The 15,221-nt window shown below is 38.1% G+C and carries 11 protein-coding genes and 1 pseudogene; 6 read left to right on the forward strand and 6 right to left on the reverse strand.

From position 1 onward, the window contains the following. The first annotated feature begins 414 nt into the window (after nucleotides 1-414). Nucleotides 415-3,336 (forward strand): TonB-dependent receptor domain-containing protein, encoded by a 2,922-nt coding sequence (locus H5119_RS07235; RefSeq protein WP_182701739.1) that lies wholly within the window; start codon nucleotides 415-417, stop codon nucleotides 3,334-3,336. Between the two features lie 153 nt (nucleotides 3,337-3,489). Then, nucleotides 3,490-5,241, forward strand: coding sequence for a DEAD/DEAH box helicase (locus tag H5119_RS07240; RefSeq protein ID WP_182701740.1), 1,752 nt, complete (start codon nucleotides 3,490-3,492; stop codon nucleotides 5,239-5,241). Between the two features lie 33 nt (nucleotides 5,242-5,274). On the opposite strand, the gene H5119_RS07245 is transcribed toward H5119_RS07240, so the two are convergent. Then, a complete protein-coding gene (locus H5119_RS07245) occupies nucleotides 5,275-5,610 on the reverse strand; it encodes a ribonuclease E inhibitor RraB (RefSeq protein WP_182701741.1) in 336 nt (111 codons plus the stop codon). Nucleotides 5,611-5,779: 169 nt separating this feature from the next. Here H5119_RS07245 and H5119_RS07250 point away from each other — a divergent pair, with 169 nt between their 5' ends. Genes H5119_RS07250 through H5119_RS07260 form a run of 3 tightly spaced genes read left to right on the forward strand, consistent with a single transcriptional unit; the run spans nucleotide 5,780 to nucleotide 12,104 of the window. After that, a complete protein-coding gene (locus tag H5119_RS07250; RefSeq protein ID WP_182701742.1) occupies nucleotides 5,780-7,507 on the forward strand; it encodes an autotransporter assembly complex family protein in 1,728 nt (575 codons plus the stop codon). Beyond that, complete coding sequence (locus H5119_RS07255) at nucleotides 7,507-11,187, forward strand: translocation/assembly module TamB domain-containing protein (protein WP_182701743.1); 3,681 nt, start codon at nucleotides 7,507-7,509, stop codon at nucleotides 11,185-11,187. Before H5119_RS07250 ends, H5119_RS07255 begins: the two co-directional genes overlap by 1 nt. Before the next feature lie 29 nt (nucleotides 11,188-11,216). Continuing rightward, nucleotides 11,217-12,104: a peptidylprolyl isomerase gene (locus tag H5119_RS07260; protein ID WP_182701744.1), complete on the forward strand. Its 888-nt coding sequence runs from the start codon at nucleotides 11,217-11,219 to the stop codon at nucleotides 12,102-12,104. Nucleotides 12,105-12,167: 63 nt separating this feature from the next. Here H5119_RS07260 and queF read toward each other — a convergent pair whose 3' ends face one another. Next, the gene (gene queF / locus H5119_RS07265; protein WP_182701745.1) at nucleotides 12,168-13,013 is read right to left on the reverse strand and encodes an NADPH-dependent 7-cyano-7-deazaguanine reductase QueF; all 846 of its coding nucleotides are present in this window, start codon (nucleotides 13,011-13,013) and stop codon (nucleotides 12,168-12,170) included. A gap of 59 nt (nucleotides 13,014-13,072) precedes the next feature. On the opposite strand from queF, the gene syd reads away from it, so the two are divergent. Next, nucleotides 13,073-13,612, forward strand: a complete 540-nt coding sequence (syd, locus tag H5119_RS07270) for a SecY-interacting protein (protein WP_182701751.1) — start codon at nucleotides 13,073-13,075, stop codon at nucleotides 13,610-13,612. 66 nt (nucleotides 13,613-13,678) lie between these two features. On the opposite strand, the gene H5119_RS07275 is transcribed toward syd, so the two are convergent. The 4 genes and pseudogenes from H5119_RS07275 to H5119_RS20445 all read right to left on the reverse strand — a co-directional run. Next, nucleotides 13,679-14,452 (reverse strand): Zn-ribbon-containing protein, encoded by a 774-nt coding sequence (locus tag H5119_RS07275; RefSeq protein ID WP_182701746.1) that lies wholly within the window; start codon nucleotides 14,450-14,452, stop codon nucleotides 13,679-13,681. A 13-nt stretch (nucleotides 14,453-14,465) separates the two neighbouring features. Further along, nucleotides 14,466-14,732 (reverse strand): hypothetical protein, encoded by a 267-nt coding sequence (locus H5119_RS07280; RefSeq protein ID WP_077537523.1) that lies wholly within the window; start codon nucleotides 14,730-14,732, stop codon nucleotides 14,466-14,468. 97 nt (nucleotides 14,733-14,829) lie between these two features. Then, nucleotides 14,830-15,066, reverse strand: a complete 237-nt coding sequence (locus H5119_RS07285; RefSeq protein ID WP_182701747.1) for a DUF2789 domain-containing protein — start codon at nucleotides 15,064-15,066, stop codon at nucleotides 14,830-14,832. 50 nt (nucleotides 15,067-15,116) lie between these two features. Then, nucleotides 15,117-15,221 (reverse strand): annotated as a pseudogene (locus tag H5119_RS20445) (IS5/IS1182 family transposase); the annotation flags it as partial.

Genomic DNA, 15,221 nt, shown 5'->3' on the forward strand with positions numbered 1-15,221 from the left:
ACTGTGTAATTTAATTGCTTTAAAGATGCCTTTTTAAGCCTATCTAAATATCCATGTTTCTATATTTAAATTGAACTTTTGTTACAAACTTTCACAAAAAAATAAGTGTTTGTTGTTAAAGGGTTTTATTTTTTAATGATTACAGTTATTAAATTGATGATTGTGATTTTTATATTAAATCAGTTACTTATAAATTAATATGAACAGGCAATAAAAAAGTCTTTTGTTATTTTTACTATACGAAAGTTAATAATGTGTTGACCTCATTGTTTCACTAGTACTATCATTCGTCACTCAACAAAGCCATATTATAACTTTATAAAGGCTTTCTTAGTCTTACTAAACTGGGTTTTGTTGCGCATTAATATAAAAAATTAAGCATATATAATAAATAAGTATTCTAGGGAGAATCTAATGTTAAACAATAAAATTTCAAAGGCTGTTCGCTTAGCGATCGCTTTTGGTACAGCATCAACAGCTGTTTTTTCTGCAAACTCAATAGCTGCAGATGAAGGCGCTGAAAAAGTAGAGCGTATTCAGGTCACAGGTTCGCGCATTAGTAAAGCGAGCCTTTCTCAGCCAGCACCAATTGTTACTATTTCAGCAGAAGACATCGCAAAAGCTGGTACTCCAGATTTGGGTAGTATCTTAGCGGAATTACCTGCAATTGGCTCTACAGATACGTTAGTCGGAAATAATGATAGTAACGAAGCTGCTGGTGTAAGCTCAGCGGATTTAAGACGTTTAGGTGCAGCAAGAACATTGGTTCTTGTTAATGGTAAACGCCATGTTGCTGGAGCGCCAGGTTCTTCACAAGTAGATTTAAATGCAATTCCTTCAGCTTTAATAGAGAGAATTGAAATCATAACAGGTGGTGCTTCTGCTATCTATGGTTCAGACGCTGTTTCAGGTGTTGTGAATGTTATTTTAAAAGAGAGTTTTGATGGCCTGCAATTCAATGCATCTGTTGGTAATTCAACTGAAGGTGTAGGGACTGAAAATCATAGTTTAAGCATTGTTGCCGGTACTGAAATTGCTGGCGGTAAAGGTAATATTACATTCTTTGCTGGTAAAGATAGAGTTAGGCAAGTTCTAGGTACTGATCTACGTCAAGCTAATGGTTATGGCACAGTTGATAATCCATTAGATACAGGTGAAAATGACGGTATTCCAGACAGAATAACTGTTCCAAACGTATTGTCAGAGAGGATTAGTGACTACGGTGTTATCAATCCATTTGGTGAAAATGGTAGTATTTACACGTTTAACCAAAACGGTGTGCCTGAATTAATGCCAGCTCGTGAAGCTAGTGGTAGTTTTGCTTTTGGTAATTTCCCTGATGGTTGTCAATTCTGTGCGAATACTCAAAATTATGAGAATTTATTACCTGAACTAGAAAAAATCACAATCGGTTCTACTCTGAATTTTAACATTACAGATGATCACGCGTTTTATAGTGATTTTAAATTTATTCGTTCTGAAATTGAACAGCAATTTCAACCTTCTTTCCGATTTGGCAACATTAATATAAATGTTGAAGATAATCCTTATTTAGATCGTGACCTACGTCAAAAATTATTAAATGAAGGTACTAGCAGCATAGCTATGGCTAAGTTCTTCGGTGAGCTAGGAAATCGAAGTGCTGATAACAAGCGTGAGCTATTCCGAATTGTTACTGGATTTAAAGGGTTGTTTACTTTAAGCGAAACAGATTTTGACTATGATTTTTATTATGTTTATGGTCAAACAGATAACCGTCGTAAAACACTTAATGATCTTATCCCAAGTAACTTAACAGCCGCACTTGATGCTGTAATCGACCCAGCTACTGGTGAGGTTGCGTGTAGAAGTCAGGTTAAGAGTTTGCAGGGTGAAGGCTATACAGATCCAGCGGGTGTTAACCCTGGTGCTTGTACGCCGTACAATGCATTTGGTTTTGGTCAAGCTTCTGATGCGGCAAAAGACTATGTCTCAGCGGACGTTACTCGTACAGATAAAATTACACAAGAATTTATTGGCGGTAGTGTAACTTTTGATACAGGTGAATTTTTTGAATTGCAAGGTGGTGCAGTTGGTTTTGCAGCAGGTTTTGAATACAGAGAAGAAACTTCTGAAAGTATAACAGATGAGTTTACTAAAGCAGGCTTTTTAACCAATGCAGCTACTCCAGATGCCTATGGTGAGTTTGATGTTACAGAAGGGTTTATTGAGGTTAACTTACCTTTCTTAACTGACGTTGCTTTTGCAAAAGAACTTAGCCTTGATGCTGCTTATAGAACAGCTGATTATTCTCATGCAGGTACAGCGGATGCTTGGAAAGTGGGTATTTTATACCGTCCAATTGATGATGTTCGTTTACGTGGTACATATGGTCAAGCAGTGAGAGCACCAAATATTACAGAAGCCTTTGATCCACAATCACCGGGTTTTGGCCGTGTTGCAGATCCTTGTGATGCCGACAATGTTGGTGATAATCCAAATCGTGCATCTAACTGTGCTGCGCTAGGTATCCCAGCTGACTTCCAAGCAAATGATAATGTTAGTGTAGACGTTATTAGTGGTGGTAATCCAAACTTAGAGTCAGAAACATCAACTTCACTTACAGCTGGTGTTGTATGGACTCCTAGCTTCTTTGAGAACTTCTCGGTTACAGTTGATTACTATGATATTGAAATCGAAGATGCGATTTCATTCATTGCAACACAAAGCATTGCAGATAACTGTGTTGACGCTGCAGGTGGACCAGATCAGTCGTTCTGTTCTCAGATAGACCGTGATCCAACAACAAACGATGTTGCTTTAGTTCGCTCAGGCTATTTAAACGCAGCAGCTACAACTACGCGTGGTATTGAAGCTGATTTTGATTACAGCATGAATTTGGCTGATTACTCTTTAGAGGGTGACTTAAAACTTAACCTTTTTGTGAATCACCTTATTGAGCTTGAAGATTTCGAATTTCAAAATCGCCCAGATAAAGTTAATGTAGAAAACGGTGAAGTAGGTGATCCAGAGTGGCAAGCAAGATTCTCTGCAGTATATAAATACAATGACTTAGTAGTAAACTGGACTTCACGTTTTATAGACCGTTCTGCTAGATTTGATTTATCACCAGAAGGCGATATTGAAGAAGATCTTCAACCAGGTTATGTAGGATCTATTATATCGCATGATATTTCTGCAAGTTATCACGTGTTTGATAATACACGTGTAGGTTTTGGTATTCGTAATCTTACTGACAAATTACCGCCAGCTTATATTTCAGCGAGCGGTGGAAATGAAGCGATTTACGATGCTATAGGTAGACGTTTCTTCGCTAACCTAAGCGTTGAGTTTTAATTACTTAGGTAATTAAAGTCTCAAAAGATGAACCCTATAAATAATCTTATTTATAGGGTTTTTTTATTAAGCCTCTATTTAAATAAAATTAAAGCTTAAACGTTCTAACCATTCTTTGCTAAAATCTTCTTATTAAAACCTAATTGTTTTCCCATGAGCTATAAACTAAGACCTTACCAGCAAGAAGCGGTAGAGCGCAGCGTTTTGCATTTTAGAAAAACCAATGAGCCTGCTGTTATTGTATTGCCTACTGGTGCCGGTAAGAGTTTAGTTATTGCTGAACTTGCCCGCATTGCTAAACAAAAAATATTAGTACTTGCTCACGTAAAAGAATTAGTTGAGCAAAACGCACAAAAGTACAAAAGCTTTAATTTAGAGGCGAGTATATTTTCAGCAGGCTTGAAAGAAAAGTCGCTTACTCATCAAGTTACCTTTGCTAGTGTGCAATCGTTATCTCGCAATTTAGATAAATTGAATGAGCATTATTCTTTACTTATTATTGATGAGTGCCACAGAGTAAACGGCGATAAAAAAAGCCAATACGGTAAAGTGATTAATGCGTTAAAAATACATAACCCTGAACTGAAAGTACTGGGTTTAACCGCAACGCCTTTTCGATTAGGTATGGGCTGGATTTACCATCATCATTATCATGGCTTTGTTAAAGGGACTAAAGAAAGCCCGTTTAAAAGTTGTATTTTTGAATTGCCGCTCAGGTATATGATCAAACATAATTATTTAACGCCGCCAAACGAAGTTGATGCTGCTATTAGCCATTATGATTTTTCGTCTCTAGATAGCAATGCATTTGGACAATACACGACTGATGATATGAATGCGCTTTTAAAAAACAGTGAGCGCGCAACAAAAGCTATATTACAGCAAGTAATTCAATACAGTGAAGAGCGTGAAGGTGTTATGGTTTTTGCCGCCACGGTAATACATGCTCAGGAAATATTAAGCTACCTACCAGCTCATCAAAGTGCACTTATAACAGGTGATACGCCAAACACTGAGCGCGATAAAATCATTAAGCAATTTAAAGCTAAGCAATTAAAGTATCTAGTTAATATATCGGTACTAACAACCGGCTTTGATGCGCCTCAAGTCGATTTTATTGCTATTTTAAGACCAACGGAATCTGTAAGTTTATATCAGCAAATAGTCGGACGAGGGTTAAGATTGTCAGATTCAAAGAAAAATTGTTTAGTTATTGACTACGCTGGTAACGGTTTTGATTTATTTTATCCTGAAGTAGGTGATAAAAAAGGTGATAGCGATAATGAACCCGTACAGGTACTTTGCCCTGGATGTGGTTTTGCGAATATATTTTGGGGTAAAACTGATTCAGCAGGAAAAGTAATCGAACACTTTGGTAGGCGCTGTAAAGGTTTATTGGAAGACGATGCGGGGCACAAAGCACAGTGTGATTATCGCTTTAGATTTAAAGAGTGCGAGCAGTGCGGCGCTCAAAACGACATTGCAGCACGAAAGTGCCATGATTGCGGTGCAGTAATGGCTGATCCTGATGACAAACTAAGAAATGCGCTTAATTTAAAAGATGCATTGGTATTAAGGTGCAGCGGGCTTAGTATTTCCTTACTAAAAGATGAAATGATTAAAGTTACGTATTTTGATGAAGATGGCGCAAGTTGCGACGAGATATATAATCTTGCGAATAAAGGTGGGCAGTTTATATTTAATAAACAGTTTGGTAAGCGAGTAGGGCATGGACAAATGCCAATAGATTTTAAATCGGCGCAGCAGGTTTTTGATGCACAATTTGATTTAGTGTCACCTGATTTTGTTATTGCTCGTAAAAGTAAAAAATATGGTTGGAAAGTCGCAGATAAGTTATTTGACTATAAAGGGAGTTTTAGAAAAGCGAATCAGTTAAGCCGTTAAGCTTAACTGATGAAGATTTTAGACTAACAGCGTTTAAGCCTCTTCACTGTCCATTAATCCCCAGCCATCGCCATAGCCGTTAGAGCTATTGGCAATGCTTTCAATGTATTGCTCAGCTTGACCTAGTAATGTGTGCTCAGGCACCATTTGAACTTGAGCAATCACTTCCCAAACACCCGTTTCGGTGCACTTTTCAACTTTAGCATTTTGTACTAAGGCATCAGTGACGATTTCCTTTGCAAACTTTTCTGCATCAGTTTGTTGTTCAAATAAAATATAAAAATCAACTTGGTGCATTTTATTTAAATCGATGCCTTCAGCGGCTATTTCGGCTAAAAGTTGGCCGTTATCATCATCAGGAAATTGCATTAAAAAACTCATTAAATTATTTTGTACTTGTTATCGCTATTGTAACCAAAATAAACGCATAAGGCGTACTAATTTTAACATTTGAATTAATGCTGGGCTCATTATTACTATGGTAGTATGCGAGCTGCAATTAACGGCATTTTAAAAATATAAAGCAAAGGATATTTACTTGTTCAATCAGTTTTTACGTTGTATGTGTGTCTTCTTCATTTTTTTTAATACGCAGGCTTTTTCTTCTGAGAAGGTGATTGAAGATTATGAAATAAAAGGGCTTGGTGGCGAGCTAGAAAATAACGTTGCTCTTTATTTAAAACAACTCATTGGTGAAAAACCAACACGTACATTGCGCCGCTATGCTAAAAAACAAGTTGAAAACAGTATAAAAGCGCTAGGTTATTACAGCCCAGTTGTTGAGGTTGATTTTGACAAAAACGACAGCGACTTAATTGTTAAAGTTGAACGAGGCCCTGCAACCCGAATTGAGTCAATTAACGTTGCTTTAAACGGTGATGGTAAAAATGATGAGGCTCTTCAAGCATTAGTAAAAAACATCAATATTAAACAAGGTGATGTTTTAAATCATGGTATTTACGATTCAGCCCATAAAAAAATAGAGTCGATGTTATTAGAATTAGGTTATTTTGATGCAAAATGGCCAGCAAGAAAACTAGAAGTGTCGCTTAAAAAAAGTAGCGCGGCTATTACGTTTTTAATTGATACCGGTGTGCGCTATCAGTTTGGTGCTGTTGATATAGCGAATAAAACACCGGCTGCAAAATATATTCGATCTTTAGCGCCTTTCTCTGTGGGCCAGCCTTATAAATCAACGCTTATTGCCGATTACAATCTTGATTTATCAAGTACCCCTTACTTTGCAAGTGTGCGTGTATACGCTGATATTGCAGCACGTAAAAATAGCCAAGTGCCAATTAAGGTCGATGTTTTACACAAACCAGCAAATAGTTACGAAATTGGTGGTGGGTATAGCACCGATTTAGGCCCCAAAGTACGTTTTAAATGGTCTAAACCATGGATAACAGAAGATGGGCATTACCTCGAAAGCAATCTAAATGTGTCACAAAAGCAGCAAGACATTTCAATGGCCTACACCGTACCTATTGATGATCCTAATGATGACTTATGGCGCTTCTCGGTGGGTTACAAATTAGAAGATGAACTGACAAACGATACCTATAGCAAAATATTAACAGGGCAAGCTCAACGCCAATGGTTGACTGAAAACAAGTGGGTAAGAACCGCATTTTTACGCCGTGATCAAGAAACCTATCGAATAGGGGATGAAGTAGAAAAAACCACTGAAATGTTAATGCCGGGCATTAGTTATGCACGTAAAAAATCGAAAGGGGGAACTACGCCTTATTGGGGAGAGCAGTGGTTGGTATCTGCTGAATTCGCTCTGGATGATATGCTTTCGAGTACTAATTTAATAAGAGTGCAATTGCAGCATGCTTGGTTAAGGACGTATTTAGATCGCCATTTAGTTTTTTTAAAAGCTAATGTGGGAGCCATGCTTGTTGATGATATAAGCAACGTACCATTTTCACTACGCTTTTACGCCGGTGGTGATCAAAGTGTTCGAGGCTTTGCGTACCAGTCTATTTCACCAGAAAACGACGAAGGCGAATTGATTGGGGGTAAGTATTTACTATCAGGCACTGTTGAATATAATTACCAGTTTGCTCAAAATTGGCGAGCTGCTTTGTTTGTAGATGGTGGTACAGCAACAAATGATTTTCCAGACCAATTTGAAGTGGGTGCTGGGTTTGGCTTTCGCTATTTAACACCTGTGGGCCCTGTCAGAATCGACCATGCATGGGGCGTAACTAAAGGCAGTAAAAGTACGCGTTTGAGTATTACTATAGGGCCTGAAATTTAATGTCAGTATTTAAAAAAGTAACCGCAGTCGTCAGTGCCATATTAGTGAGCCTTTTGGTTATATTATTTTGTTTATTATTTACCGCGCCGGGTAATCAGTTTATAGCTTACAGTGCTAATAAAGCAGTTGATGGTTTGAACATAGATATAAAAAATGGGCGTTTTTTATATAACGATACGTTTAACGTACAATTTAAGAACGATGGACTTGATTTTAACGCTCAGCAATTAAAGCTCAATTTATTTTGGTGGCAGTGCGATGGTATTTGTATAGATAACTTCAGCGCTAAATCTATAGATTTAACGTTACTAAACACCACAGAGTCACAAGAGCAAATCCCTGCACAGACACTTGAAAAAATCAGTTTACCTTTTAATATCGCTGTAAAAAACATTACGATAAATAAATTTACTCTAGAGCACCCAAGTGCAAAAGTAAGTGTTAATAACTTTAAACTTTCAGCAAGAGCAGACGATTCAAAGCTAACGGTTAAAAGTCTGAATATCCCCAGTATATTGGTTGCATTAAAAGAGCAAGACCCTAAAGCACAAACTGCGCAAAATACTCAAGCGCCCCTAACGCAGCTACCAGCATTGCCTAATATAGAATTTACGTCACCACTTGACTTAGTCATTGAAGAGTTTGAAATTGCTAAAGTCACGATTGAGCAAGACGAAATTCAGTATGTGATTGAGAGCATAGCGCTGCAATTAAGTGTGGAAGATGCAATTGTTAATTTAGAGTCATTATCAGCAAAGTATGAACAGTGGCAGCTTAATACGCATCTTAACGCAGAGCTTGCAGGGAACTTGCCCGTAAAAGGGAATGTTGTTTTACAAAGTAAAGAGCACCAAGCCAACTTGCAGTTGAGTGGTGATTTATCAAACTTAAACCTAAATTTAGAAACGCAGGGACAATACCCGCTCAATGTAACGGCAACAGCAAATTTAAAGCAAAAAAACTATCCGTTTGAGTTAAATGGCAAAATTAAACAGTGGCTTATTGATGCACAAAGTAATGAGCTTAAAGTGCAAAATGTTAGTCTTAATGCACAAGGTAATGCCGACGACTATCAGCTTACATTGCAGGCGAGTAGCCAACTAGGTGCGTACCCAGCGGTTGACTTAAATACCAAATTAAAAGGCAGTCTCAGCAAAGCAGCCTTACAAGCGCTAAGTATTAAAGCGAACGAAAGCAGTGCCACTATAAACGCTAATATTGATTGGCAAAAAGGCATACAGGCTAACTTTAATGGCACGCTTGCTAACTTAAAAGCGCAGTACTTAACTGATGCCATCACCAGTGATATTTCAGGTCAGTTTAAAGGCTCGTTTAATGCCGCTGACGATAAATGGCAGCTACAAATGAATAATACAACGTTAAGCGGATTACTTAATGACGTACCGTTAGAGTTCGCTTCAAACTTTAAGCTAGACAATACGTTAAAAGCTAATATTGATAGCTTTTATTTAACTAGTGGTATCAATGAGTTAGAGTTAACCGGACACGTTGGCGACACTTGGCAGGTTGATGGCAAAGTAATGCTAAAAAGTGATGAAGAGGCTAATTTGCCATTTATTGCTAATGGCAATGCTGATTTAAAAGTGAGAGGGGATAGGCTTACTCCATCCGTTGACTTGGCGTTAATGCTAGAGAGCTTTATTTTTAATGAAATTAATATAAATAAACTGTCACTAAAAGGGCATTTAGATACCGCTGCCGATTGGCAAACCGATGTTGCGGTAAGTATTGGCTCGGCACTTGTGGTCGAACAGCAAATTAACAGCGTAAAAATTGATATTAGTGGCGACAAAACAGATCACCAAGTTACCGCATCAGTAGATGCAGAAAAAGGCGCTGTAGAGTTTGAAGTTAACGGAAAAATGAATAGCAGCGTATGGAATGGTGAAATAAGCAATATAACGTTGAGTGATAATAAACTAAGTTTTAGCAACACAAAAAAAATTGCCTTAATGGTAAACACACAAAATAATGATTTTGATGTAAGTGCGCATTGTTGGCAATCGGCGAAAAGTAAATTGTGCATAGATACTTTATTGCAAACGAATACACTTGGGCAGCTTAGTGCAAAGCTAAGTAACTTATCACTTGAAGAACTCAAGCACTTATTGCCCAATAATATTCGCACACAAGGCGACGTAAAGGGTGACTTTGCTGCAAATTGGCAGTCAGGTGCGCTTAAAATATTACGCGCTAACTTAAATGCCAGTGAATTAACAGCAATTCTCACCTCAGAAGAAGACCGCTTTAAATTGCCAATAGAGACATTACACATCAGTGCGTTTTCAGATTCGCAAATAGGCAAGTTTGAGGCTAATTTAGAATCCAGTGTACTGGGTAAAATTACCACGCAAATAAATATCGATGATATACAAAATAAACAAAGCCTAAAGGGGAATGTGAATATAGATAAGGTTTTATTATCAGACATACAACCTTTTTTAGAAACACTTGAACAGCTAAAGGGGGCTATCAGCGGGCAAGTGGCCTTAACTGGTACGTTAAACGATCCTCTTTTAGATGGCGAACTGAATATTGAAGACATTAATTTAGCAGGTGAACAGCTGCCTATTGCTCTTGAAAAGTCGAATGTAAATATCTTATTTAACAAAACAACAGCAACAGTTAAAGGCAATTTAAACGACCCTCAAGGTGGCAAAATCAAGTTAAGTGGTGATGTTGATTGGCAAGGCGAACAACCTATCGTCAACATATCTGTATTAGGTGAGCAATTTTTTGTACGTGCGCAGCAAGGTGTTGTGTTTAAAGTATCACCAGATTTAAAAATAGGCTTAGCCAATAACGTATTAAAGCTTGTTGGTGAAGTGATTGTACCCTATGGCCGTATAGAGATTGAAGAGCTGCCAGAGGGGGCGGTACAAGTGAGTGATGATGAAATTATTGTGGATCAAAAATCAGCAGCAACTAAAAAGATGCCTTTTGATTACGATGTTGACTTAAAACTTATTTTAAAAAATGATGTGAAAGTAGAATCCTTTGGTTTGGCATCAAGAGTCGCTGGAGATTTAGCGATTAAAATGAGCCAGGGAGCGCCCACGATTGCAACTGGTGAGCTTAATTTAATTGAAGGGACTTATTTAGCATTTGGACAAGATTTAATAATAAGGACAGGTCAAATTGGCTTTAGTGGATCTATAGAACAGCCTTACTTAAATATTAAAGCTATTCGTAATCCAGAAAATACTGCCAATGATGTCATTGCAGGCGTTACCCTTACAGGTAATATAGAGCAGCCAACGCTTAAAATATTTTCTGAGCCTGCAATGGACCAAGCTCAAGCACTTGCGTATTTACTTAATGGGCAACCACTGGGTGAAGGTGACAGCTCAAGCGATGCTATGCTTACACAACTGTTACTTTCTCAAGGTGTGAGCCGAAGTGAAGGGGTGGTTTCTAAGGTCGGTGAGACATTTGGTTTGTCGGATGTAAGCTTAAGCTCTAAAGGTACTGGCGATAACACCAAAGTAGAAATATCTGGTTATGTTGCACCTAGTTTACAAGTGAAATATAGCGTCGGTATTTTTGACTCATTGAGTGAAGTGGCTGTGCGTTATCAATTACTTTCACAGCTATATATAGAGATAACCAGTGGGTTGTATCAAAATGTTGATGTGTTATATAAATTTGACTGGGAATAACTAAAATAATAATTATAAGGATGTGAGTGATGAAAAAAATGATATTGTCGGTTTTGTTAGCCGCTTTACTAAGTGGTTGCGTTCAAATACATAACAAGGACGTTACTAAACAAGCGTTACCTTTAATGAGCGCGAGTGAGGTAATTGCGAGTGCAACAGATAATGACTGGCGAGTAGTTGACGCTCAAAATATTTTAAAGATAACGCTGCCAACGGGCGATGCGTATATTGAGCTTAATGAACAGTTTGCTCCAAAGCACGTTCAAAATATTAAAAAGTTAGCGCGAGAAGGGTTCTATAAAAATACTAACATTTATCGATTTGTTGAAGGTTTTGTAGCGCAAGGCGGCGACAGCTCGGGTAAAAAGTTAATTAAAACGGCAGATAAAACAGTCCCTGCTGAGTTTTATTTAACAACAAATAAACCACTTTTAATTACTGAGCTAAATGGCGACGGATATGCGCCAGTTACCGGTTTTTTAAACGGCTTTGCAGTAGCTCAAAATTCAGCACGTACGAAAACATGGCAAGTACACTGCAATGGCGTGTTTGCAATGGCGCGCGATAACGATATAAATAGTGCAAGCACGGAGTTTTTTGTAACGATAGGGCAAGGGCCGCGTTATCTTGATAAAAATATTACGGTGTTCGGCCGAGTGCTAGAAGGGATAGAGCATTTTAACCGTTTAGCGCGTACACCAATTGAAGGTAAATTATTTAATCCAATTACTAATATACAAGTGCTTGGCGATGTCCAAAGCGATAAAACTATATTTAAAGTAATGAAAACAAATTCACCGGTGTTTAATAACTTAATCAGTGCTCGTAAAAACCGTAATGAACCTTGGTTTGTTAAAGCACATAACTACGTTGATGTGTGTGGCATGCCGATACCCACTAAGCGCGAAGTTAATTAAATATACAAATAGAAAAGGAGCCAAGGCTCCTTTTTCAACACTCATATTCCAGTGTAAAAAAACTTACTGACGATTAATTTTAACCGCGAACGGTGTATCGTTATAATGCGTAGAGCGATACGGGTTTATATCGAGCCCACCACGGCGGGTATAACGCGCGTAAACCTCTAGCTCTTTAATATTAAGCTGCGTGGTTAAATCGCTATAAATACGCTCTACACATTGCTCATGAAACTCGTTATGCGTTCTGAACGAAATTAAATAACGTAATAGTGACTCTCTGCAAACTTTCTCTCCTGTATATCTAATAATAATACTGGCCCAATCAGGTTGCGAGGTAATTAAGCAGTTAGATTTTAGTAAGTGGCTATGCAGGGTTTCAGTTACGAGTTCATCACGTTGTGATTTAAGTGAATGCGCATCAATATGGTAATTATCAATTTCAATATCCAAGTCATCAATACATTCGCCAGGCAGGGGTGTGCATGGTAAGCAATTAAATTCATCAGCCTTATATAAAGTCACTTTTACGGGGCTGTTAACCGCGTTTGATAAGTCATCAATTAAGTGCTGTTTTACTACCTCAATGCTTTCAAATCGGGTTTGGTTAAAGCTATTTAAATAAAGTTTAAACGACTTTGACTCAATAATATGGCTGCTCTGACATTCAAAAATAAAGAGGGCGACAGCCACTTGTGGTTTGCCTTTAGCATTAAGCCATGAAAGCTCGTAGCCAGTCCAAATGTCTTGTCCTTTAAAAGGGAGTGCGGCTTCATCAATATTTAAAGCATCACGATTTAGCTTGCGTGCAATAGGGAAAAGCAAGCTCGGTGTATACACATCCACATACTCGGTAGATTGGCCTAATACACTGCCTTTTAGATCTGGAGAATTGCTGTAATCTGTCATGTTTGCTCTTAAATAGTTACAATAGGAGCATTATATCTAATTTGAATGAGTTTCACAGTATGTCTGTTGCTATGCAGTTAGCCCAACTTCACACACAATTTAGTGAAAAAACCTTAAAAAAAACCTCAAAGTATCCACTGATTGCTCATGATGAGCAATGGCCAAGTCCGTGCGAAGTGGGAGAGGTAGACGAGCAAGGAAATATTCAGTGGCAGGGGGCTTTGCAGCAGCCTACGGGGTCACTAAACAATTTAGCCAGTGCACTTGAGCTTGAATTTCCAAAAGAGCTTAGTATTTTATACGGGCATATGTACGGCGGCAGTATTTTAGCCAGTATTGATGGCCACAAAGTGAAATTACTTCAAGCGTGGAATGAAGAAGACTTTAATTTATTACAACAAAATATAACGGGTCACGTTTTAATGAAACGTAAGTTAAAACAGCCAGAAACGGTATTTATTGGTTTAACAGATCAAGATGATTTACTGGTAAGCGTTTTGATTCACACCGGTGAAGTGTGTTTAGAGCACGTAGGCAAAAAAACACACCATGTGCTTGCACCTAACATTAATGCTTTTTTGAAGTCGCTAGAGGTTTAGGTCCTATTAAACAATCAGCTCGGTGCAGTTAGCACCAAGCTGTTTTTGCTCATTGATTTAACGTGATCACTGAAAATCCCACGATATATTAGATACTAAACCACACGGCTCACACCTAAAGTCGAATAACCCAAACCACGGCTCAGGTAATTTCCAATTGCCGTGACAGCTAGGGCATTTTCGCTCAAGCTCAGACGTTTTATCTACACCGCCCACGCGGTATAAATAATAATAGGTCGGTTTTTTGGTTAAAAAGCTAATGCGTTTTGTTATGTCTTTTCCGCGTCTAAATAAGTCGCTTTTAATACTCGATATTTCTTCAAGTGCGGGGAATTCACAACGGGTTGCGCCGTTAATTTGAATTTGATCGCAAGCTTGCCAGTCCTCTTGCCACTTTATAAGTGTTTTGTAATCACCATTGGCAATTGCTGGAATACGAAATAACGGCACAGGTAAAAAGTCATCACCACAATAAAGTGGGCTGCAAGTGTGTACATACGTGGTATATAAAATATAGCTCGATGGTTCTTTACAGCAATCAGCCCCATTGGAGTGAATATCTTGTCCAATTATTTTTACTTTTGGTGCCAGTAGCCCAGCACTGTGTAATTTTTCGATACTGTGCTTAACAAACGGACTATTATTTAACGGATGCATGGCATCTTCCGTCGGGCACATAACACGGGTAATAAAAAAGCCATCCTTTAAAACGGTTGGAAATTCTTCACCCATTATTTGACCATTAAAACGCAGTGCATTTACTAAGCGATTTATTGCTTGTTCGGCTTGTTCTAAGGTGGTGTCTTGGTAGCAATCAAAAGTTAAATCAACAACGAACATTTATAGTCTCAAATTATTTTTGTTCTAGCAGCGCAAGCAGCTTATCGAGTTTTTGCTCAATTCTATCTAACTGACTGGTTTTAAGTTCAGTATTTTCTGGCTGCTGTGGGTTTCTCATGAAGTTATTAATTGAATCAGGGTTATTTTTATATTGGCTTACTGCAGCAATAATCATCGGCATAGGAACCGGTTGTGCCAAACGACTTTTAGTTAATGCTACAGTAGGAGTTTTGCCTTCACCAAGAAGGACTTTAATTGCATCAAATACAACTGAATTCATTAGGTATATAACTCTTTAATAAAATAAATACGCAGCATATAAATGCTGCGCAGGTGCTATGTTAGCAATAAATAAGGGAGAGGGACATTAAATAAAATTACTTACTTTGACGAAGGCGTACATCTAACTCGTCAATTACTTCACTCCAATCACCGTCTTCTGCAAGGGATTCAGCTAAAAAGTGCTGTTGTGCTTCATCCCAAAAAGAAGCTTCTTGGAGCAGTGTTGTGTCTTCTAATTCATGTGAGGCAATAAACTCATCTATTTGAGCTTCTGAGTTCGGTAACCCAAGTTGTGCAAATAGTGTTGTGATGTCGTGTTTCGTCGTGTCCATGATCTTGCTCCTTAAATGAACGAAAACTCATACTAGGGGCTGTTGATCTTTCACATTGGTAGCCAAATCATTGCACATGCCAGCGCTAACATACTCTCAAACTGTAATTTCAATTTATCGTACCTTGTCGCTATAGCACGGAAGTGCTTTAGCCT

This window comes from Pseudoalteromonas sp. SG45-5, assembly GCF_014164085.1.
Taxonomy (GTDB): domain Bacteria; phylum Pseudomonadota; class Gammaproteobacteria; order Enterobacterales; family Alteromonadaceae; genus Pseudoalteromonas; species Pseudoalteromonas aliena.